This is a genomic window from Olsenella profusa DSM 13989, from assembly GCF_030811115.1.
Lineage (GTDB): Bacteria > Actinomycetota > Coriobacteriia > Coriobacteriales > Atopobiaceae > Olsenella_F > Olsenella_F profusa.
Window position 1 is genome coordinate 2,319,203 of sequence record NZ_JAUSQK010000001.1, and the last position, 21,877, is coordinate 2,341,079.

Genomic DNA, 21,877 nt, shown 5'->3' on the forward strand with positions numbered 1-21,877 from the left:
CTTGTAACAATGCTGCGTTCTCACGTACCCCGCTGGCAACTCACGGTAAGCTAGATCCACCAAAGAAAGGAGCGCCATGGCCGAGAACGTAACCATCGCAAATGGGAGCCTCTCCGCGGAGGTGAGCCCCCATGGGGCCGAACTGCAGAGCATCCGTCTTGCGGAAGACGAGTTCCTCTGGCAGGGGAACGCCACCTGGTGGCCCCGTCGATCCCCTGTTCTCTTCCCCATCGTGGGGAGCCTGCGCGGCGACAATGCCCTGAGCACCGCAGGCAAGGTGTCGCTCAAGCGTCATGGGCTCGCACGCACCCTCGATCACACAATCGTCTCCTCCTCCGAGGATGACGTCAGGTTCGAGCTTGTCAGCACCGAGGAGACCCACGAGCTCTACCCCTATGACTTCCGTCTCAACGTGAGCTATGCGGTTCATGCCGGCACACTCGAGGAGCGCTTCGACATCGTCAACACCGGCACGGTCGCCCTCCCCTATGCCGTGGGAGGACACCCCGCCTTCAACGTGCCCACACCCCAGAGCGAGAACGACTTCTCCTCCTATCGCCTGGAGTTCGCCCGTCCCTGGACCTATGCCACCCCACGCATCGACACCAAGACGGGCCTGCTGGACTTCTCCGACCGCCTGCCGCTCCTGGATGACAGCGACACGCTCGCACTCACGCACGCACTGTTCTCCGTGGACACGCTCGTCTTCGAGGATGTGCCCGAATGCACGGTCACCCTGCTCTCCGATGCGGGTCATGGCATCGAGGTCTCGTTCGAGGACTTCCAGTACCTGGGTGTCTGGTCCGCCGCGCACGATGCCCCCTTCGTGGCGCTCGAGCCGTGGACGGGCTGTGCCACCGCCACCGACGAGGACGACGTCTTCGAGCACAAGCGGGGCATGAGCTCGCTCGCCCCCGGCGAGACGGCGTCCCATGCCTTCACCATCCGTCCGTTCTAGGCAACGCGCCCAGAGGCATGCGAGGCCCGCCCGGCACTGGGTCGGACGGGCCTCGGCCCTGTGCGTGCCTTCATCACGCACAGGGCCGCTAACCAAGCAGCTCCTCGACATCGAGGGCGATCATGAGCTCCTCGTTCGTGGGAACCACGAGCACCTTGACCGCGGAATCGTCCGCAGAGATGGCATAGGGCTCATCGGAGCGGACGGCATTGCTGGTCTCGTCGACCCTGACGCCGAGCCACGCGAGCTCCCGGGCGATGCCCATGCGCATAGTTGATGAATTCTCACCAATGCCCGCGGTGAAGACCATGGTGTCAAAGCCATGCATGGCCTGCGCCATTTCGGCGATGAGCTGGCCCGTGCGGTAGTAGAACATGTCCAGTGCCAACGTACAGTTGGCATCCCCCCTGTTCATGCCCTCCTCGATGTCACGAGAGTCGGAGGAGACGGCAGAGAGGGCAAGCAGGCCGGACTGTTTGTTCATCATGGTGTCGATCTCGTCGATGGAGTAACCGCCCACGCGGTTGAGGTAGAACACCGTGGCGGGGTCGATGGAGCCGCAGCGGGTGCCCATGATGAGGCCATCGAGCGGCGTGAGCCCCATGGTGGTGTCCATGTCATGACCATCCTGGATGGCAGAGAGCGATGCCCCGGAACCCAGGTGACAGGACACCAGCTTGTGCACGTCCCCCCTCAGGAACTCGCTCGTGCGCCTCCAGATGTAGCGATGCGAGGTGCCATGCGCACCATACTTGCGGATGTGCAGCTTGTCCACCACATGGCGCGGCAGGGCGTAGCGCCAGGCCTTCTCGGGCATGCCGTAGTGGAAGGACGTGTCGGCAACGATGACGTTGCCGATGGAGGGGAACATTTCGCGGCAGATCTCGATGACGTCGGCCTCCACATAGTTGTGCAGCGGCGCCAGGGGGGCCACCTCGCGCACCCAGCCCAGCGTCTCGTCCGTGACGACCTTGGACTCGGGGAAGTACCAGCCGCCCTGCACCACGCGATGCCCGATGCCCTCGATCTTGCCCTCGTCAAAGCCAGCGGCATCGAGAATCTCGAACACGTGCTTGATGGCATGCTTGTGATCGGGCAGCGCGACCTCGAGCCTCTGCCTCTCGCCACCGTCCTCCTCATGCCCCACGAAGGAGCCGTCGATGCCGATGCGCTCGCAGTTGCCCTTCGCGTACACCTCCTGCGTCTTGGTGTCGAGCAGCTGATACTTGAGCGACGAGCTGCCTGCGTTGATGACCAGTACCCTCATGACTCTCCTCTCGCGGGCTGTGCCCCCCGTGCCTGCGTAGACGTGGACATGATAGCCCTCCGTGACCCTTACTCCACAGTGCCCGCGCCCTCTGGACCACCATCGGTCATGATCCGCCCGCCAAGGACGTGCATGTGGAGGTGATGGATCGTCTGGCCGGCATCGTTGCCGGTGTTGGTGATCACACGGAACCCCGTCTTGTCCACACCCGTGATGCGCGCGACCTCGCCAACACCATGTACGAGCGCCTCGAGCAGGTCGGCAGGGACGCCATCGGTGATGTTCTCATAGTGATTCTTCGGAACCACGAGCACATGCACGGGCGCAAGGGGGTGGGCATCCTTGAAGGCCGTAACCCTGTCGTCCTCGTACACGTACTCAGACTCGATTTCGTGATTCGCGATCTTACAGAAGATGCAGTCGTCCTTGGTGGCCATGGCAACCCTCCCTACTCGTCGACGAACGATGCCGCAGGCGCCGAGGTGGTGTCGGGAACGTCAGCCGACACGTCGTCGTCACCCGTAAGCACCTGCACCTTCTGCTCGGCCTCGGCGAGCCGTGCGCGGAGGCTGGCAAGGAGCTCCACCCCCCTGCCGTAGTAGGCCAGCGAGTCCTCGAGCTCGAGGTCTCCGGATTCCAGCTCGCGAACGATGCGCTCGAGCTCCACGGACGCCTCCTTGAAGCTCATGTCCTCGATCTTCCTGTCAAACGTCTCAGCCACGATGGCTCCCATCTCCCGTGCTGACGTCCCCGTCGGCATTCCCTGTCTTGATACCACTCACCTGTGCCGCAAACGAGCCCTGCCCCAACAGGACGAAGACCTCCTGGCCCCTAGCGAGCGACGCGGCATGCGACACCACGCGGCCCCTCCCATCCCGCACGATGGCATAGCCGCGAGCGAGCACCTTGAGGGGCGAGAGCGCCTCCAGCGTGCCGGCACTGCGCGCCATCACCGCCTCGAAGGGACGCAGGATACGGCCGGGAAGCGCTCGCAGGTGCCGTTCGCTCTGGGCAAGGGCGGCACCCTGTTGCCTCAGCATGCGGGGCATGGCACCCTGCAGCCGCTCGGCCGTCTGCGCGAGGTCGCTCTCCCGCGCGTGAAGCTGCGCGGCAGGGTCGGTCAGACAGGGGCGTGCGGCATAGGCGTCAAGCCGTGCGGCACGGGAGGAAAGCCCGCCCCGCATGGCCTTGGCAAGCTCGGCCGAGAGCACCCCCACGCGCTCCTTCCCGAGCGCCACCGTCTGTCCAAAGGCATGCGCGAGGCGACTTGCGCGCGTCTGCGTGATGCTCACCAGCTCGTCGAATGCCGGCGCAACGGACTCCGCTGCCGCCGTAGGCGTGGACTGGCGCCGGTCGGAGACCATGTCACAGATGGAGGTGTCGGGCTCGTGACCGATGCCTGTGACCACCGGAACGGGGCAGGCAGCAACCGCACGAGCCAGTGCCTCGTCGTTGAAGGTCATGAGATCCTCGAAGGAGCCTCCGCCACGCACCAGCAGGATGCAATCGGGGTGCGCGGCGGCGGCCACATCAAGCGCGCGCATGATGGTTGCGGGAGCCTCGGACCCCTGAACGGAGCAGCCCACCTCCAGAATCTCCACGAGGGGGTTCCTGCGTGCGAGCGTGCGCCTGACATCCTCGATGACGCTGCCCGAGAGGGACGTGACCACGGCCACGCGCGTGCAGAAGCGCGGTATGGGGCGCTTGCGTGCCAGATCCATAAGCCCCTCGCGCTCAAGCTTACGCGCGAGTTTGGCAACCTGCTGACGCAGACGCCCCTCGCCTTCCTGGGACAGGCTCTTGACAATGAAGGAGAGACGGCCCGATCCCTGGTAGACGTCAAACGAGCCCGTCAGCTGAATCCTGAGGCCATCCTTGAGCTTGAAGCCACAGCCTGCATAGATGCCACGCCACACGATGACCGACAGGGATGACTCAGCGTCCTTGACCTCAAAGTAGCAGTGTCCCGAGCGTGCGTTGGGTCCCCTGAACCCACTCACCTCGCCGATGACCACAAGGGTCGGGATGGCGGATACGGCCCCCTTGGCGATGCGCACGGCCTCGCTGACGCTGAGGACTCGCTCGTTCGCCATGCTAGCTCCTCCTGTTGACGCGGCCCATGTAGTAGAGCAGCTGCATCACGGACACGAGAGCCGATGCCACATAGGTGAGGGCCGCCGCGGTCAGCACCTGACGGGCGCCCCGCTGATCGATGCCACCACCATTGCTGCCGAGAAAAGCGACGGCCCGACGGGACGCGTCAATCTCCACCGGCAGCGTGACCAGCTGGAAGAGCACCGTGAACGCGAAGAGGAACACGGCTAGGCGCATGAGTCCCAGGAAGTTGAGGAGTATGCCCGTCAGAAGAACGACGCCCCAGGCATTACTGGTGAAGTTGACGACGGGCACGAGGGTCGTGCGGATGCGGCCGGGCAGATAGCCACGGGCCGTCTGAACGGCATGGCCCGCCTCATGGCAGGCAACGGCCACGGACGCGACGGAGCCGCCGCCGCTGTTCTCGGGCGAGAGGTGCAGCATGCTGTCACGTGGGTCGAAGTAGTCCGTGAGGTGGCCGGCGACGCTGCCGATGCCCACGAAGGACGCGCCCTCCGCATCCAGCATGCGACGGGCGACCTCCGCCCCCGTCTGCCCCGATGAGGCGGGAACCGCTGACCAGCGCGCGTACGTGCGCTTGATGTATGCCTGGGTGAGACCGCCCAGAACGAGAGAGACGATGATGATGAGCCAGTAGCTCATGTCTCCGTACAAGAGAGAGGTATGCATGGAAGGCCTCCTGACGTAGAGATACTGGGTGATGTGTACCCCCTGCGCAGCGCAGACCACCCATACAGGGAAGATACCATGCATATGCTACAACAACGAACCATGACCCTAGGCTAGAGGAGCTCCACGCGTCCCTCCTTGACGGTGAGCCCCGTCTCGCCCGCAAGAAGCCGCTCCAACTGCCTGCCCACCAGCTCGTAGCGCCAGCCGGACGTGCGGATGCGCGCCTCACTGCGCCCCTGCATGAAGTCCAGGAGGTCATCCTTGGTGGCAATGACCTGTGACGCAATGCCACTCTTGTTGGAGACGACCCTGAGCATGGCATACATGAGGTCGAGCACGCCCTCCACCTCCTGGGAGGGGCGCTCGTGGTGGCTCCTCTTGGGATATGTCTCGGGACGTGCCTTGGCACCGCGCTCGATGGCGGCAAGGGCGCCCTGGGCGTCCCTGCCCTTGAGCTGCTCGGCACCGCGAATGCGTCGCAGGCGCTCGGGCGAGTGCGGCAGGCGTTTGCAGGCCTCCACGACGACCTCGTCGGAGACGACCCACTTGCGCGGCATGTCCCGCTGTGCCGCAAGCTCCTCACGCCAGGCACAGAGCTCTCGGGCAACGGCAAGCTGCTTGCGCGTGAGCGAGTTCACACGCTTGAGGTGCGTGTAGGCCTTGCGAGGATCACGGACGTAGTGGCTCGCATCCGTCACGAGCGCCATCTCGGGCTCGACCCACGAGAGCCGCCCGCGGCGGGCGAGGTCCTCTACCATGCGCTCGTGGATGTGCGGCAGATACCGCACGTCATCCTCGGCATATTGCAGCTCGTCGGCATCAAGTGGACGGCGCGACCAATCGGACAGCGACTCCGCCTTGGGCAGATGCACCTTGCAGTAGGACTCGACGAGCGCACCGTAGCCAATCTGCTGACGCAGGCCCAGGAAGGCCGCCGCCACCTGCGTGTCAAACACCGGCGCACACTCGATGCCCAGGGTGGTATGGATGACTTCCAGGTCCTGCGTACACGCATGGAACACCTTGATGATGTCGTCATCAGCCAGGAGGTCGGCAAGCGGGGCAAGGTCATCGAGGAGGATGGGGTCGATGCAGGCGCATTCCTCTCCCGTCCCCACCTGGACGAGGCAGAGCTGGGGGTAATATGTCCGTTCCCTGATGAACTCCGTGTCGACGGCCAACACCTTGTGATGCCGCGCCCTCTCGCAAAATGACGACAGTCCAACAGGATCGGATATGTACACGAGGTCTCGATTCGGTCTGTGAGCGGCGCAGGGGCCGCCATGGAGTATCATGGGAGCACGCGCTGTGTGCGCAATGCCAACTATCATAGCGAATGAAGGGTACCTGCGTGTGCGGAGCCTCATCGTCCACAACAATCGCTCTGGCTTTGGCTCGGATGCCATCTTCGAGTTCGAGCGCTTCCTTGTCCGCCCGGGCGACGAGTGCGTGCTGCGGGTGTTGGACGAGGGGGAGGCCATCGAGCACGCGCTGCGGGATGCCTCCTCGTTTGACCTCGTGATCCTCTCAGGGGGTGACGGGACGGTCGCGAACGCCCTGGACGTCCTCGCAGGACGCGACATTCCCACCTGCATCTTCCCGTCAGGCACGGCCAACCTGCTCTTTGCCAACCTTGGCAACGCCATGGAGCCGCAGGCCATGGCGCATGCCTGCCATGAGCTCACCTGCTTCCGAGGCGACCTGGGCACGATGAGCTGGCACACGGATGGTGGCTCCGATCATGCCCGGGGCTTTGCCCTCATGGCGGGCATGGGCTTTGACGCGCAGCTCATGAGAGCGGCACTGCCCAACAAGCGGCGTATGGGCGAGGCTGCCTACTTCGCCGCCGCCTTCTCGAACCTCCATCCAACCATGCTGCACTTCACCATCGACTGCGATGGCACCGTCTGCGAGCGTGACGGCATCTCCTGCATGGTCGCCAACAACGCTATGATGCAGGGCGAGATCGAGATCGTCTCGGACTGCCGCATGGACGATGGGAAGCTTGACGTCATCGTGCTCGAGGCATCGGAGGCCGCAGGGCTCCTGCGCCCCATCTTTGCGGGCGTGCTCGACCGTACGGGCAAAAGCATCGGCCGACCCCACATCGAGCACTTCAGGGGCAGACGCATATCCGTGCAGTCCGACAGCTCCATGCCGATGCAGATTGATGGCGAGGTCATCGAGGGATGCACGCACGGTTTCTCCGCACAGGTGCGTCCTGCCTCAACACGCCTGACCATCGACCATGCCAGCCCCTATCACACCAGCGCGCGCCTCGTACGTGGCACCGTCGACGTCCACGGGGGGAGGTAGCGGTGTACTCCTTCGAGAGCAGGATCCGCTACAGCGAGTGTGACGAAACGGGCAGCCTCTCCATACGGGGGATGATCGACTACCTCCAGGACTGCTCCACCTTTCATGCCATCGAGCTGGGGTTGGGACCCGAGCACATGAGGCGGAACCACTACAGCTGGCTCGTCGCCGCCTGGCAGATAGAGATCGAGGGCCTGCCGGCCCTGGGTGAGACCATCACCACGGGCACATGGTGCCCAGGCCTCAGGCGCTCACAGGCCGTGCGCTGCTTTACCATCACCTCGTCCTCGGGCACGGTACTCGTAAGGGCCGACTCGTTGTGGTTCGTGTTCGATACCCAGAAGGGCATGCCCATACGCGTGCCCCCGAGCCAATTGGCCTACGTCTCCGGCGAGCCTCGCATAGACCTACCGCCCACACGGCGCAGGGCGCAGGTGGAGGGTCCCTTCGTCGAGCTGGCCCCCATCGTGGTGTCGGAGCGGCTGCTTGACACGAATCGTCACGTCAACAATGCGAACTACATCCAGATGGCGCTCGACGGCGCAGCGCATGCCGATGGGTATCACATCCCCCACCGCATCTACGCGCAGTACAGAAGCATGGCTCTTCTCGGTGACACCATTCACCCGCGCCTCTATGGTACGGCCGGCGACAGAACCGTTGGGCTCATGGACAAGAGGGGCAACCCCTATGCCATCGTGAATCTCGAGAGGTGGCGCGACACCGTCCACAAGCGATAAGATGACAGGAACCACAAAGAAAGGAAGCGTCATGGACCCCACGCCCAACCAGCAGCAGCCCCAGCAGGCCCCGTACCAGCAGGCGCAGGCGCCACAGCCGACACCCCAGCAGCAGGCCCCGTACCAGCAGGCGCAGGCGCCACAGCCGACACCCCAGCAGGCAGCCTACCAGCCGCCCCGCACGCCCCAGATGCCCACACAGCCCATCTCCGCCACGGTCCCACCCAACAGCACCGGCTCAAACAGGCGGGCGTACGCCATCATCGGCGTCGTGATAGCCGCACTGGTGGTATTCGTCGTAGCACTGGCCATGACCTTCGGCAGCCAAGTGACGCCTTCCCGTCCCACCGGCAGGAACGGCGAAAGCACGACCACCACCCGTGACAAGGGCACCAGCACGAGAGACAAGAGCAGGGACAAGGACGACAGCGGTGCCCCCAAGAAGCGCAACACCAGCCCCTATGGCACCAACAATGGCGACAACTCCCGACAGCACCAGGACGCCAGCCTGACCTTGGAAGACTTCCTTGAGTAGGGCCGATGACATCTTCGGGCGGATGTGCACGGACATCATCGAGCATGGTGTCACAACCGAGGGGCAAAGGGTCCGTCCTCACTGGCCCGACGGAACCCCTGCCTACACCATCAAGCGTTTCGGCATCTGCAACCGCTACGACCTGAGGGAGGAGTTCCCCGCCCTCACCCTCAGGCGTACGGCCCTCAAGAGCGCCATGGACGAGATCCTCTGGATCTACCAGCGAAAGTCCAACGACATCCACGACCTCAACAGCCACATCTGGGACGAGTGGGCAGACGAGACGGGCTCCATCGGCAAGGCCTACGGCTATCAGGTGGGTCAGGTCTCCCATTACCCCGATGGGGACTTCGACCAGATGGATCGCGTTCTCAAGGACCTCCGCGAGAACCCCTATAGCCGTCGCATCATGACGAATCTCTACACGTTCTCCGACCTCTCCGAGATGCACCTCTACCCCTGCGCCTACAATGCCATCTACAACGTGACGCAGGAGCCCGGGGTCGAGAAGCCCACCCTCAACATGCTGCTCGTGCAGCGCAGCCAGGACGTGCTCGCCGCCAACAACTGGAACGTCTGCCAGTACGCCCTCCTGCTCATGATGGTGGCCCAGTCCGTGGACATGGTGGCCGGCGAGCTGGTGCACATGATCGCCGACGCCCACATCTACGACCGCCATGTGGACATCGTCAGGGAGCTCGTCCGGCGACCGCACCACCCCGCTCCGCACGTGGCCCTCAACCCCCTGGTCACGAACTTCTACGACTTCACGACCGATGACCTCATCGTGGAGGGCTACGAGCACGGCCCGCAGGTGAGGGACATTCCCATCGCCATCTAGCATCGAGGAGAGACCATGAGGGCAATCGTCTCCGTGACGAACGATTGGGGCATTGGCCGAGATGGGCGGCTGCTGGTGCCCAACAAGGCGGACATGCATCACTTCGTGGAGCTCACACGTGGCTGCACCGTGCTCATGGGACGCATGACGTTCGAGGGCCTTCCCAAGGGGCCCCTCAGGGGAAGGCGTAACGTCATCGTCTCCCACAACGGCACCTACGAGCGCACCGGGTTCCCGCGAACGGGCTCGGGTGACGTTCCTGGCTATGAGGTGTGCACTTCCTTCGAGGACGCCTTGACGGCCGTCGCGGGCGACGGCGCCGACCGGGTGTGGCTCATAGGGGGCGAGAGCCTGTACCGCGCCCTGCTCCCGGCCTGCAGTGAGGTGGAGGTCACCAAAAATGACACGTGCATCCCCGCGGACGCCTTCTTTCCCGACCTCGACGAGGATGCCGCATGGGAGGTCGTGCGGCGCAGCTCGGGCGGCACTACGGATGACGGCGTCACGTTCGAGTACGTCACCTATCGTCGCGGCGCATGACGCCCAGACACATCCACGAGCAAGAAGGGGGCTCCCGGCATCAGCCGGAAGCCCCCTCATGCCACGCGTCGTGCCCCCTCTTCGATCTCCTTGATGGCCTCTCAGCGGCATCCTTGTCCTTGACGTTGGCGTTAGTCACTGACGGCGAGACCGTCACCTTGTCACCATCCACCTTGACGTCCTCGATCTCATAGTCGAAGTGCTTGAGCACATGACCCCTCAACTCGTAGGGGTCGATGTCATGCCGCTCCATCCCATCCAGATCGGACTGGCCGACATTACCCATGTAGGGCCTGAGGTTCTCTCCTCGGTGGGGTTCTTACATGCGTCACGTCCTTCGTGGAAGACTCGATGAGCTCCTGGTCGTTCTGACAGGTAGAAACCCACGGTCATGTCGGCAGCGACGGCGGCGGCGCCGGCCACGGTCACCATGCGTCGCATCATGCTTCGTGCGTTCATGTCTCCTCCCCCATGCATATGGCAGAGAAAGCCTCTTGTGCGCATAGAGTACTTCACGAGACGGTATCGCCACCCCTTCGAATGAGAGGGTGACACCGGCGCGGCGTGGGCCGGGTCCTGTGGGACCCGGCCCGATAGCGCTAGGGTGATGCCCGGCCTCACTCGTAGTCGTTTGACTCGCTCACCATGGAGCGCAGGAACTCCTCGTTCCCCTTGCGGCCACGCGAGAGCTCGGCGGCGGCCACGACGGGCAGCCAGTAGCGAACCTTCTGCTTGGGCATGTCCGCGTACCTGGAGTACGCATCGAGATAGGCGTCCGCAAGGGCAGGGAAGGTGAGCTTGAAGAGGATGTAGGTCATGGCCGCATCCGCCTCGGGCAAGCCAATAGTGACGTGCGTCCAGTCGCAGACGCAGACGCCCTGCTCCCCCACGACCACATTGGAGGGATTGAAGTCGCCATGACAGATGGCCCTGCCGGAGCGCAGACGGTCGGCCCTCATCTGCAGATCGTAGCGAGCACTGGGGTCGAGACCCTCCACGCGCCCGATCATACGCACGACCTTCGCGGACTGATGGGTGAGCGCGGCGGGCACGGGGGCTTGCTGAACCTTGATCTGGAGGTCAACGAACTGGTCGAGCAGCTCGCCCTCCCTGGGCGTACCCCCTGCATCCAGCAGCTGCTCCGCGAGCGTCGTGCCCTCGAAGCAATCCGTCGCAAGTGCCCAGCTGCCGTCCTTGAGACGAGACACCTCAATGACCTCGGGCGTCTCAACCGGAAGGTCACCCTCGGCAACGCGTGCGAGGTTGAGCGCCTCGCGGAAGACGTCGCTGGCGGGCTTGGTGGGAACGAATGCCTTTACGATTCTGTCGCCATCACGATAGACGACCTTGTTGTGTCGGGTGACAAGCTCAACCTTGTTGCCTGATAGCTCCATCCTGTGCTTCCTCCCAATTGAGCGTAGCGGTTAATCCTCGTAGGAACTTGCGGGGCGATCATAGTAGGCATCAAGGTAGAGTTCCTTGATCTCGCTCACAAGTGGATAGCGGGGGTTGGCGCCTGTGCATTGATCGTTGAATGCCTGGAGACTCATCTCGTCCAGCGTCTTGAGGAAGTAGTCCTCGTCCACGCCATACTCCGCGATGGTGTGCTTGACGCCCACGTAATCGAAGAGCTCGCCGATCTTGTCGAGGAACTTCTCGAAGACCTCGGCATCATCCGTGCCCGTGACGCCACAGTAGCGCGCGGCCTCGGCATAGCGGGCCAGGGTCTTGGGATGGTCGTACTGCGGGAAGGTGCCCATCTTGCAGGGGCGCTCGGCCGCGTTGTAGCGCATGATGCGCCGCAGGATGACCGCGTTGGCCCAACCGTGCGGAATGTGGTGGAAGGCACCCAGCTTGTGGGCCATGGAGTGGTTGACGCCCAGAAACGCACTGGCAAAGGCAAGGCCACCCAGGCAGGAGGCATTGGCCATGTGGTCGCGTGCCTCGACGTCGTTGGGGTTGTCATACGCGCGAGGCAGATAGTCGAAGACGAGCCTCATGCCGCGCAGGGCATAGCCGTCCGTCATGTCAGAGGCCATGACGGAGACGTAGGCCTCAAGGCAGTGCGTGAGCACGTCCACGCCGGAGGCGGAGGTGAGGCCCTTGGGCTGCGTCATCATGTTGTCGGTATCCACGATGGCCATGTTGGGCATGAGCTCGTAGTCGGTGATGGGCCACTTCACGCCCGTCTCGGCATCGGTGATGATGGCGAACGGCGTGACCTCGGAGCCCGTGCCGGAGCTGGTGGGGATGGCGACGAAGAAGGCCTTCTTGCCCATCTTGGGGAAGTCGTAGACCCTCTTGCGGATGTCCATGAAGTCCATGGACATGTCCTCGAAGCGCTCGTCGGGGTTCTCGTACATGGACCACATGATCTTGCCGGCGTCCATGGCCGACCCACCGCCGATGGCGATGATCACATCAGGGGCGAAGGCGCGCAGCTGCTTGACGCCCTCGAGCGCGTCCTGCAGCTTGGGGTCGGGCGAGATGTTCCAGAAGCTGGAGTGCACGATGCCCATCTTGTCGAGGGGTTCCTCGATCTTGCGCGTAAATCCGCTCTCGAACAGGAACTTGTCCGTGACGATGAAGGCGCGCCTCTTGCCATAGACCTCCTTGAGCTCGCGGAGCGCGACGGGCATGCAGCCCTTCTTGAAGTAGACCTTCTCGGGGGTGCGAAGCCACAGCATGTTCTCACGCCTCTCAGCGACGGACTTTATGTTCAGGAGGTTGTTGACGCCCACGTTGCCGCTCACGGAGTTGCCGCCGTAGGAGCCACATCCCAGCGTGAGCGATGGGGTGAGCATGAAGTTGTAGATGTCGCCGATGCCACCCTGGGCTGCCGGGGTGTTGATGAGGATGCGGCAGGTCTTCATGGCGCTCTCGTGCTTGGCCATCCTCTCGCTCTCGTGCGTGTCGATGAAGAGCGAGCTGGTATGGCCATAGCCGCCGTCGGCAATGAGGCGCGAGGCCTTGGCCAGAGCATCGTCGAAGTCGGATGCACGATACATGCCCAGGATGGTCGTGAGCTTTTCGTGAGCCCACGGCTCGGAGGGGTCGACGGAGGTCACCTCGCCAATGAGCACCTTGGTGCTGGCGGGCACGGAAACCCCTGCCGCTTCGGCGATGTAGGGGGCCTTCTGGCCGACCATCTTGGCGTTGACGCCACCGTTGACGATGACGGTGTTGCCGACCTTGGCAATCTCGTCGCCCTTGAGGAAGTAGCAGCCACGGCGTTCGAACTCGGCCTTCACGGCATCGTACACGTCGTCCAGGACGATGACGTTCTGTTCGGTGGCACAGATCATGCCATTGTCGAACGTCTTGGAATGGATGATGGAATTGACGGAGAGCTGAATGTCGGCGGAGCTGTCGATGATGGCGGGGTTGTTGCCCGGCCCCACGCCCAAGGCGGGCTTGCCGGAGCTGTAGGCGGCACTCACCATGCCAGGGCCACCCGTCGCCAGGATGCAGTCCACGGAACCCATGAGGGCACCCGTGAGCTCGATGGTGGGAGATGGCACCCAGTCGATGATGCCCTTGGGACATCCGGCGGCCTCCGCCGCATCGCGCACGATGCGCGCGGCCTCGATGGTGCATGCCTTGGCACGGGGATGCGGGCTGATGATGATGGCATTACGCGTCTTCAGGCAGACGAGCGTCTTGAAGACGGCCGTGGAGGTGGGATTGGTCGTAGGGATGACTGCCGCAATGATGCCCAGGGGCTCGGCGATCCTCTTGAAGCCGTAGGCCTTGTCCTCCTCGATGACGCCACAGGTCTTGGTGTGCTTGTAGGCGTTGTAGATGTACTCGGAGGCGTAATGGTTCTTGATGACCTTGTCCTCCATGACGCCCATGCCGGTCTCGTCGACCGCCATCTGGGCGAGTGGGATACGGGCCTTGTTGGCAGCAAGAGCAGCCTGGTAGAAGATCTCGTCGACCTTCTCCTGGCTGAACGTTGCAAACTCAGCCTGTGCTGCACGCATCTCCTGAATGCGGGTAGCCAGCGCCTCGACGCTGTCGATCCTGGTTGCTGTCTGATCCATGTGCTCCCCCTACGTACTCGCGTCTGACACGAACGCCCCCCGTCCCTGACATATGCCCCTCTTGGAAGCACGCATGACAGACACCAAACGGGAAGACGAGCCTACGAACAACAGGCAGTGCGGCAGCGTGGCACCGTTATCGACCGCTTGCCGAGGAGAACCGCACGCTCAATTCTCTTTGGGCACCACTCGCGGAAAAGGCGACCAGTGACTGCCACATTTCATTATAGGCCATAGTCTCGGCTCCGTCGGTGGATTTGGGAGCGAACCTCTGGTGTGGGGAGACATCGCCTCACGCATGCGCCCACTCGCGTGCAAGCTTGCGTTCCAGATCCATGACCTGGAACTTTGCATTCTCTGGTACGGCGATGATACGACGCCAGCCATCCTCGTTGCGCAGCCGGAAATCGACGAGGGGGCCAAAGCCGCCCGTGAGCTGGGACGAGGCAACGGGGAAGCTGGGGTCCGTCTTCAGACCGGGGTAGCGCACCTCCCCCACGCATGGATGGCAGCACAGATACGACGCGACCGCCTGCGCGGCATCACCGGCCGCACGCCGGCGCGCGTCGAGTGCATGGAGCGTGTCCGCAGTGGGGGCGCACCGCCGCGTGGCCCGGGCGTCGAGGCGCGCCGCAAGGCCGGCACAGCCATGGGCACCCTGCCCTGCGTCACGGCTGAGCCCTACGGCGACGAGGGATGCGGCCTCTCCCCCCTCACCAACGGGTGCCAGGGAGACATCAGCCCCCAGGCGGGTGGCGGCACAGCCAAAGAACGTCGTGAGCGTAAGGTCGACCACAAGGGGCGTGCCCGCCGCCGCGCGCTGGCGCGCCAGCGCGCGGACGTCGTGCATCGCGATGGGTCTGCCCGAGAGCGGTGCCACCACATCCCCGGCATCCAGCCCCAGCATCTCGACGCAGGTGGCCACGTCCGCCGCCGGCACGAGCCACACCTTGGCATGTGCGCCCAGCGCCCGCGCCAACAGCCGGTCGGGAGCGGGGCGCGGGGAGTCTCCCGAACCAGCATGCCTCACGGACGCACCCATGGAAGCCCCCTCTCAATCGCTCTGTGTGATGCCCTAGCCGCGGCGTTCGGCGACCTCCGCCGTCACGTCTGCGATGAAGTCGTCCAGGCTGCGCTGCACGGTCTCCCCCGAGCGATCGCGCACGGAGATGTTGCCCGCCTCGACCTCCCTCTCGCCCAGGATGAGCATGTAGGGGACACGGTCGATGGAACGTGCCTCGCGGATCTTGTAGCCGATCTTCTCGTTGCGCCCGTCCACCTTCACGCGCAGACCGGCAGCGCGCAGGCTCCTGCCCACGTCCTCGGCATAGGCAAGGCTCTTCTCGGAGACGGGCAGCACCTTCACCTGGCAGGGCGAGAGCCACGTGGGGAACTTGCCCTCGTACTGCTCGATGAGCATGCCGCAGAAGCGCTCGAAGCTACCGAAGCCCGCGCGATGGATCATGATGGGACGCCGCTTGCTGCCATCGGATGCGGTGTACTCGAGCTCGAAGCGCTCGGGCAGCTGGAAGTCCAGCTGGATGGTGCCGCACTGCCAGGTGCGCCCCAGACAGTCCTGCAGGTGGAAGTCGATCTTGGGGCCGTAGAACGCGCCGTCGCCCGGGTTGAGGGTGTACGCGACGCCCATGGACTCCAGGGCCTCCTTGAGGCCGGCCTCGGCCCGCTCCCAGTCCTCGTCGGAACCCATGCAGTCGTCGGGACGGGTGGAGAGCTCAACCCTGTAGGGGAAGCCAAACTGGTGATAGTAGGTGGTGATGAGGTGCGCGGTGTCGGTGACCTGATCGGTGATCTGCTCGGGTGTGATGAAGAGGTGGGCGTCGTCCTGCGTGAACTCGCGCACGCGGAAGAGGCCGTGGAGCGCTCCCTTGAGCTCGTGGCGGTGGTCCAGCCCCGCCTCCGCCAGCTTGAGCGGGAGGTCACGGTAGGAGCGCGGCCGGCTCCTGTAGATGAGGCAGGCGCCTGGGCAGTTCATGGGCTTGACGGCGAAGTCCTCGTCGTCGATCCGGGTCGTGTACATGTTGTCCTTGTAGTGGTCCCAGTGGCCGGAGGTCTCCCAGAGGCTGCGCGAGAGGATGATGGGGGTCTGCACCTGCTCGTAGCCGTAGGCGTCCTGCATCTCCTGCCAGTACTGCATGAGGGCGTTCTTCACGCGCATGCCGTTGGGCAGCCAGAACGGGAAGCCCGGGCCGGCGTCGCTCGTCATGAAGAGCTCCATCTCGCGACCGATCCTGCGGTGGTCGCGCCTCTCGGCCTCGGCGAGCAGCCTGAAGTGCTCGTCCATCTCGGCCTTGCTGCGGAATGCCACGCCACTCACGCGCGTGAGCATCTTGTTGGCCTTGTCGCCCCTCCAATAGGCGCCCGAGACGCCCGTGAGCCTGAAGGCCTTGAGCGCCTTGGTGTAGAGCAGGTGGGGGCCCACGCACATGTCGACATACTCGCCCTGCCTGTAGAAGGTGATGCGGGCATCGGCGGGAAGGTCGGCGATGTGCTCCACCTTGTACTTCGCGCCACGCTCCCGCATGTGGGCGAGGGCCTTCTCGCGGGGGAGCTCGTAGGTCTCGAACTTGAGGTTCTCCTTGCAGATCCTCCTCATCTCCTCCTCGATGGCAGGGAGGTCGTCCTCGGAGATCCTGGTGCCCTCGGGGAGGTCGATGTCGTAGTAGAAGCCGCCTTCCGTGGCGGGGCCATAGGCGAAGTCAGCCTCTGGGTACAGGCGCTTGATGGCCTGGGCCATGATGTGGGCCGCGGAGTGGCGGATGACATGGAGCTCCTCGTCCTCGGGGATCTCGTCGACGCGGCCATCGTTGAACAGTGCTTTCATATCGACCTCTCTTTGGCCCATACGGGCGGCGACCTGGGCCTCGTGTGGCTCAGGTCGCCGCGACCATACCATGCTCGTACTGCACGGCTAGTCTACAACATTCGCCGCCTTGACCGCTCGCCACCAAAAAGGCGACAAATGGGGCAGGTCGTGCCACGATGCGCGACTATGGGCATGGTGGCACGGTCACATCCATGGCGGTCTCGAGCACCGACGTCGGGCCATGCCCTGGGCCTCGCTGGCCCACTCGGGGGCGTTGCGCCTGACCCAGATGCCGGCTGCTCGGAAGGACCAGATCTCGGCGAAGCCGTTGAGGAACTGGCCGATGAGGCACAGCACGACGAACAGCGCGCCGAGACCGAAGAGGGTGCCGACAGGCGACGCCATGTGAGCGGCACCATAGGTGCTACCACGCAGGGACGTCAGGAACAGGCCGACGGCGGTGCCGTCGCCAAAGAGCAGGACGATCAGGAAGTAGATGGCGTTCACGATGACGACCGGTAGCACGACGGCGGCCACCAGGGAGCCGACGCCCCTCTTGTACGCCGAGAACAGGTCAGAGAGCTGGAAGGCCTGGCCGAACCTACCGAACAACGCCATGCGGACGCAGGCGAGCGTGTAGAGGGCGCTGCCGAAGACGAGGACGGCGATGGGGATGACCCAACCGAGAACGGGAATCGCTGCCAGCGCCAACAGCCAGACGTTCGCGATGCCGAACAGGAGGCCGAGGATGGCGGCGAACAGGCCCGTAAGGAAGGTCCTCGTGCTGAAGTTGCCCTGGGGAAGCTGGGTCGAAACGCTGCCGCGCGCCGCGTCGGCCGACCATTCGAGCCCATAGCCCGTCACATGGAACCCCAGGATGGGCACACACTTCATGACCATGAGCAAAAGGACCCACCTCACCCAATTGGGAGACGAGGTGATGTCGTGCCAGGCGCTGCCGAGGCAGCCCGGCTGCTGCGGAGGCACCATCGGCATGGGCTGCGGCTGGTACTGGGACTGGACGCCCTCCGGCTCAGCTCTGGCCGTGGGAGCAGGCCCGGGTTCAGTCGCAGGAGCCGCGGCCGGTTGGGCCTCAGACGTCGGGACCTCCCTCGCGCCTAGGGGCTGACCGCAGTTGCCACAGAACTTGGTACCATCCGCGACGGGCCTGCCACAGTGCGGACAAAACATGTCGTGTCCCTTCCTGCCAATGTCCAGAAGCCAGGTCAGTCTAACACGCACGGTCTCTCAGGCAGGAGATGGACGAGGACACGTTACGATTCGTCGGGGCGGGGCGCCAGCTTGCACACTGTAGCGGCAGCTACCGCAGCTACCTGCAACGATGGCACAGCATAGGGGACAGCCACCCTACCCGTCACCTTGGCAGGGCGTCACGCCAGGCAATGACGAGCCACATGGCAGGGATGGACCCTCACATAGACCGTACCCGAAAGGCACGCAACGCGATGCATACGTTGTGCGCCTGACACAGGACGCGAGAATGGACGGCTCGGAAACGATGGGCGTGGGGGTGAGGGATGCGTGGGAACGGCTTATGCCGGACGTGCGTACCCACACGCCCTACCCTACTGGATGCGGGTGCGGCAGTAGGGACACACCTTCCAGTCCGCATTGAGGGGCCTATGGCAGGTGGGGCACACGTTGCGCACCTGCGTGTTGCAGACGGGGCAGACCACGAAGTCGCGGTCGATGGGCGCGCCGCACTTGGGGCAGATGCCATAGTGCGAGAGCTGATGCTCGCGCAGGGCGATGTCCAGGTCCTGCTCCTCGCGATCGACGAGGTAGGAGCTGGGGCGCAGGATGACATAGGCAAGCAGGCCCACAATGGGGATGACCGAGATGAGCGCCCAGAGCCACCAGGGCTCTGCGCCGCGACGCTGGGCGTCGCGGATGACATAGACGATGGACAGCACATAGAGCATCACGACCGTTGCCACCATGAGGTAGAGCACCATACGGACCTCAGGGGTGATGAGCTGATCAAGCAGGTCTGACATAGAGCGCGTGCTCCTTTGCTATCGGTTCAGGCGCCGCAGCCTGACATCACGGACAGATAACCTCTTGCGATTGTAGCAAATCTATCGGAGCTGCGCCGCAACCTCACCAGCCAGCGTGATGGAGCCACAAGCCACGAGGGGCGTGTGGGAAAGGGCACGCAGCGCCTCGCTCACCGACGGGAACGCATCGACGGGCTTCCTGCCCCGCGCCACAAAGAGCAGGCCAAGCTCCCGGGCGGGCAGGGCGCGCGGCGAGGTCGTCTGCGTGACATACACCCGCAGGAACGCCGGTGCGAGCAGCTCCGCCATCCCCGCGGCATCCTTGTCGGCGAGCACGGCGCAGAGCAGCGCCGGACGCTCCTGCACGCTCGGAGCCATCTCCTCCAGCGACGAGAGGAACGTGGCCACCGACTGGGGGTTGTGGCAGGCATCGATGAGGAGGGGCGGATCGGGGCGCACGAGCTGGAAGCGCCCTGGCGTGGGACAGGCAACGACACCCTCGTACAGGCGGTCCTGGTCGAGTGCCCGACCCAGGAAACCCTCCGCAAGCGCCACGGCACAGGCGATGTTGGCGGCCTGGTAGGTGGGCTTGAGGGCGGCAAGCCCCGCATAGGTGGTACGCGGCGTCGTCACCGTGAGCTCCACAGGAAAGCCCAAGCGACGCGGACGCCTCGTCACGCGGTAGCTCGCATGGGGAAGCTCGGCGTGCGGGCGAGGCGCACCGGGCCGCATCTCCCCCGTCGCATCCGCAGGGTCCTCGGGGCGAAGCAGCGTGGGCACCACCCCCTCGCAGGCGCACTGCCCCAGGAACACGTCCTCCACCGAGGCGGGTGTCGTCGTACCCACGCCCAGCACGCAGCCTCGTCCCCATTTGATGATGGCGGCCTTCTCACCCGCGATGGCCTCGAGGGTGTCGCCCAGGATGCGCGTATGGTCGAGCCCCACGCCCGTCACAGCCACGGACTCGATGGAGCCCACGGCGCTCGTGGCATCCCAGCGCCCGCCCATGCCACACTCGAGCACGGCCACGTCCACGCCTGCCTCCGCAAAGAGCACGCAAGCTGCCACCGTGAGCGTGTCGAACTCCGTCACGTCATAGGGCCGCTCCCCTGTCGCGCTGCGCCGCGCGTTCACGCGCAGCCCAGCCTCGTGAGCGGCTGCGATGCCGTGGGCGAAGGCACTCTCGCCCACGGGATGGCCGTCTATCTCGATGCGTTCCGTATAGCTCACGAGCTCGGGCGAGGTGTAGAGGGCGCACCGCAACCCCTCTCCTGCAAGGACGGCCGCCGTGTAGCGGGCCGTCGACGTCTTGCCGTTGGTGCCCGCAATCTGCACGGCACGGAAGCACCGGTCGGGGCCACCCAGCTCGACAAGCATGTCCACCACGGTCTCCAGCAGCGGTTGGATGCCAAACGTGAGCGCGGCATGCAGCGTCTCGAGCGCTGCCCCGTAGGTGAGCTCGGGGACCTCAAAGGGAAGCCGATATGTCATGCGCCCATCGTCCCTCCAGCCGCGCGCTCCGCCGCATCGATGACATGGCGTGCCAGGATGGCGGTCGTAAGCGAACCCACGCCACCCGGCACGGGCGTGATGGCCCCCACGATGGGCTCCACGGCATCGAAGTCCACGTCGCCCACAAGGCGCTGTCGTCGCTCGTCCCAGTGGATGCCCACGTCGACAACGGTCTGGCCGGGCCGGGCGCACGCAGCCACAAGCGTGGCGGGGCGCCCCGTGGCAACCACCACGACATCCGCACGATGGCACTCCGTGGCCAGGTCCCTCGTATGGCTATGGCAGAGCGTCACGGTGGCGTTTGCCGCCTGCAGGAGCAGCGCCACCGGCCTGCCAACGACCAGGGAGCGACCGACCACGCACGCACGCACGCCATCGAGCGGCACGTCGTAGAAGCGCAGCAACTCCATGACGGCATCGGCCGTGCAGGGAGCATGGCCCACCCCCGTGCCCGTGAGCACGGCGGCAAGCGATGCGTCCGTCGCCCCGTCCGCGTCCTTGCCAGGCGCGATGAGGCCCGTTGCGGCACGCTCGTCGAGCTGCGGCGGAAGGGGCCTCATGAGCAGGCAGCCATGAACGCCGGCATCCCCGTTGATGTGCGCGATCGTCTCCTTGAGGGCGGCCTGGGAGCAGTCCGCGGGCAGCACCTCGGCGTGCATCCCAATGCCCACCGCGTCGCAGCGCTTGGCAAGGGCACGCTCATAGCCGAGGTCGTCCTCACGCGCGCCCACTCGCACGATGGCCAGCGTGGGATCGATGCCCCCATCTCGCAGCGCCGCGGCACGACGGACAAGCGACTCGATGAGCCTCCTGGTGACGGGCGCCCCCTTGAGCAGACGGGCCATGCTAGGACTCACCCCTCACGTCAGCCGTGATGCCCTCGGCAAGGACGTCGGCGCGGCCCACCCACTTCGCCAGCAAGGCGTCACAGCGCCCATCGAGCTCACGGGCCGCCGCGCGGTCGGAGAGGGACCGTGTGTTCACGTATACGTTGAGGCTGGCCGCCCTGAGCGATGCGGAGCAGAGCACGGCAGCGCAGCCCACATCCGTAAGCAGCAGGCGCGAGCACTTATGGTGGAGCTCCTCGAGGATCCCGATGACCTCCGTCGTACAGTCCATCATCGTGAGCGGTGGCTCGCAGGCACCACGCGTGGCCGCCTCGAGCGCACCGGCGCGACGGGGGTTCCCCCTGGGGATGGACAGGGCCGACGTCACCCTCTGGAAGGCGCGGGCATCGTCATCGACAAGGTCGAGCAGCGCGCAACGAACCTCCTCCGCCTCTCCCAGCAGGCGGCGGACGTCATCCTCCACATCCGCATAGCGTGGCTTGCCCAGTGTGAAGTGGCCCGCCATGGAGGCGAGGGCTGCGCCGAGGGCGCCCACATAGGCAGCGGCGCCACCGCCACCGGGAGTGGGCTTCCGCGCCGCCAGCTCATCGGCAAAGTAGGTCATGCTCTCCCTCGGCAGCACGACCTCGCGAGTATCCTCTGTCAACG

22 protein-coding genes and 1 pseudogene are annotated in these 21,877 nt (G+C 64.7%); 6 read left to right on the plus strand and 17 right to left on the minus strand.

What is annotated here, in order from left to right:
- Nucleotides 1-76 precede the first annotated feature (76 nt).
- Nucleotides 77-958, plus strand: a complete 882-nt coding sequence (locus tag J2S71_RS10785; RefSeq protein WP_307391762.1) for an aldose 1-epimerase family protein — start codon at nt 77-79, stop codon at nt 956-958.
- A gap of 88 nt (nt 959-1,046) precedes the next feature.
- Here J2S71_RS10785 and J2S71_RS10790 read toward each other — a convergent pair whose 3' ends face one another.
- The 6 genes from J2S71_RS10790 to rnd all read right to left on the minus strand — a co-directional run bounded on the left by J2S71_RS10790 (nt 1,047) and on the right by rnd (nt 6,307).
- On the minus strand, nt 1,047-2,225 hold the full coding sequence (locus tag J2S71_RS10790) for an acetate/propionate family kinase (RefSeq protein WP_021726022.1): 1,179 nt from the start codon (nt 2,223-2,225) through the stop codon (nt 1,047-1,049).
- Between the two features lie 68 nt (nt 2,226-2,293).
- Entirely contained in the window at nt 2,294-2,662 is a 369-nt protein-coding gene (locus J2S71_RS10795) for an HIT domain-containing protein (protein ID WP_021726103.1), read from the minus strand.
- Nucleotides 2,663-2,673: 11 nt separating this feature from the next.
- A complete protein-coding gene (gene xseB, locus J2S71_RS10800; protein WP_021726147.1) occupies nt 2,674-2,946 on the minus strand; it encodes an exodeoxyribonuclease VII small subunit in 273 nt (90 codons plus the stop codon).
- The gene (xseA, locus tag J2S71_RS10805; protein ID WP_307391764.1) at nt 2,939-4,318 is read right to left on the minus strand and encodes an exodeoxyribonuclease VII large subunit; all 1,380 of its coding nucleotides are present in this window, start codon (nt 4,316-4,318) and stop codon (nt 2,939-2,941) included. Before xseA ends, xseB begins: the two co-directional genes overlap by 8 nt.
- Before the next feature lies 1 nt (nt 4,319).
- Complete coding sequence (locus J2S71_RS10810) at nt 4,320-4,982, minus strand: zinc metallopeptidase (protein ID WP_232204466.1); 663 nt, start codon at nt 4,980-4,982, stop codon at nt 4,320-4,322.
- Nucleotides 4,983-5,122: 140 nt separating this feature from the next.
- Entirely contained in the window at nt 5,123-6,307 is a 1,185-nt protein-coding gene (gene rnd / locus J2S71_RS10815; RefSeq protein WP_307391768.1) for a ribonuclease D, read from the minus strand.
- 58 nt (nt 6,308-6,365) lie between these two features.
- Here rnd and J2S71_RS10820 point away from each other — a divergent pair, with 58 nt between their 5' ends.
- From J2S71_RS10820 to J2S71_RS10840, 5 genes are read left to right on the plus strand one after another with little or no spacing between them, the layout of a single operon-like run.
- Nucleotides 6,366-7,328, plus strand: a complete 963-nt coding sequence (locus tag J2S71_RS10820) for a diacylglycerol/lipid kinase family protein (protein ID WP_307391771.1) — start codon at nt 6,366-6,368, stop codon at nt 7,326-7,328.
- Between the two features lie 2 nt (nt 7,329-7,330).
- Nucleotides 7,331-8,068 carry an acyl-[acyl-carrier-protein] thioesterase gene (locus tag J2S71_RS10825; protein ID WP_021726038.1) on the plus strand — a complete coding sequence of 246 codons (738 nt, stop codon included), beginning with the start codon at nt 7,331-7,333 and terminating at the stop codon, nt 8,066-8,068.
- A gap of 31 nt (nt 8,069-8,099) precedes the next feature.
- Complete coding sequence (locus J2S71_RS10830) at nt 8,100-8,603, plus strand: hypothetical protein (RefSeq protein WP_307391776.1); 504 nt, start codon at nt 8,100-8,102, stop codon at nt 8,601-8,603.
- Complete coding sequence (thyA, locus tag J2S71_RS10835) at nt 8,596-9,444, plus strand: thymidylate synthase (RefSeq protein WP_040651659.1); 849 nt, start codon at nt 8,596-8,598, stop codon at nt 9,442-9,444. Before J2S71_RS10830 ends, thyA begins: the two co-directional genes overlap by 8 nt.
- Nucleotides 9,445-9,459: 15 nt before the next feature.
- Nucleotides 9,460-9,984, plus strand: a complete 525-nt coding sequence (locus J2S71_RS10840; RefSeq protein ID WP_021726073.1) for a dihydrofolate reductase — start codon at nt 9,460-9,462, stop codon at nt 9,982-9,984.
- Between the two features lie 40 nt (nt 9,985-10,024).
- Here J2S71_RS10840 and J2S71_RS10845 read toward each other — a convergent pair whose 3' ends face one another.
- The 11 genes and pseudogenes from J2S71_RS10845 to J2S71_RS10890 form a co-directional block, all read right to left on the minus strand.
- Nucleotides 10,025-10,270, minus strand: coding sequence for a hypothetical protein (locus tag J2S71_RS10845; RefSeq protein ID WP_307391783.1), 246 nt, complete (start codon nt 10,268-10,270; stop codon nt 10,025-10,027).
- A gap of 331 nt (nt 10,271-10,601) precedes the next feature.
- On the minus strand, nt 10,602-11,378 hold the full coding sequence (locus J2S71_RS10850; RefSeq protein ID WP_021726055.1) for a phosphotransferase family protein: 777 nt from the start codon (nt 11,376-11,378) through the stop codon (nt 10,602-10,604).
- Nucleotides 11,379-11,408: 30 nt separating this feature from the next.
- Nucleotides 11,409-14,027: a bifunctional acetaldehyde-CoA/alcohol dehydrogenase gene (gene adhE, locus J2S71_RS10855; RefSeq protein WP_021726082.1), complete on the minus strand. Its 2,619-nt coding sequence runs from the start codon at nt 14,025-14,027 to the stop codon at nt 11,409-11,411.
- A 292-nt stretch (nt 14,028-14,319) separates the two neighbouring features.
- The gene (locus J2S71_RS10860; RefSeq protein WP_021726165.1) at nt 14,320-15,069 is read right to left on the minus strand and encodes a PLP-dependent transferase; all 750 of its coding nucleotides are present in this window, start codon (nt 15,067-15,069) and stop codon (nt 14,320-14,322) included.
- A gap of 33 nt (nt 15,070-15,102) precedes the next feature.
- Nucleotides 15,103-16,869, minus strand: a complete 1,767-nt coding sequence (gene thrS, locus J2S71_RS10865; protein WP_021726255.1) for a threonine--tRNA ligase — start codon at nt 16,867-16,869, stop codon at nt 15,103-15,105.
- Between the two features lie 186 nt (nt 16,870-17,055).
- Nucleotides 17,056-17,751: a DUF4013 domain-containing protein gene (locus tag J2S71_RS10870; RefSeq protein ID WP_307391787.1), complete on the minus strand. Its 696-nt coding sequence runs from the start codon at nt 17,749-17,751 to the stop codon at nt 17,056-17,058.
- A gap of 225 nt (nt 17,752-17,976) precedes the next feature.
- Nucleotides 17,977-18,042 (minus strand): annotated as a pseudogene (locus tag J2S71_RS12370) (zinc-ribbon domain-containing protein); the annotation flags it as partial.
- A gap of 395 nt (nt 18,043-18,437) precedes the next feature.
- The gene (locus tag J2S71_RS10875; RefSeq protein ID WP_021726019.1) at nt 18,438-18,869 is read right to left on the minus strand and encodes a zinc ribbon domain-containing protein; all 432 of its coding nucleotides are present in this window, start codon (nt 18,867-18,869) and stop codon (nt 18,438-18,440) included.
- 81 nt (nt 18,870-18,950) lie between these two features.
- Nucleotides 18,951-20,360, minus strand: coding sequence for a bifunctional folylpolyglutamate synthase/dihydrofolate synthase (locus J2S71_RS10880; protein ID WP_307391791.1), 1,410 nt, complete (start codon nt 20,358-20,360; stop codon nt 18,951-18,953).
- Nucleotides 20,357-21,226, minus strand: coding sequence for a bifunctional 5,10-methylenetetrahydrofolate dehydrogenase/5,10-methenyltetrahydrofolate cyclohydrolase (locus J2S71_RS10885; protein WP_307391794.1), 870 nt, complete (start codon nt 21,224-21,226; stop codon nt 20,357-20,359). Before J2S71_RS10885 ends, J2S71_RS10880 begins: the two co-directional genes overlap by 4 nt.
- Before the next feature lies 1 nt (nt 21,227).
- Nucleotides 21,228-21,875, minus strand: coding sequence for a cyclodeaminase/cyclohydrolase family protein (locus tag J2S71_RS10890; RefSeq protein ID WP_232204460.1), 648 nt, complete (start codon nt 21,873-21,875; stop codon nt 21,228-21,230).
- Nucleotides 21,876-21,877 lie beyond the last annotated feature (2 nt).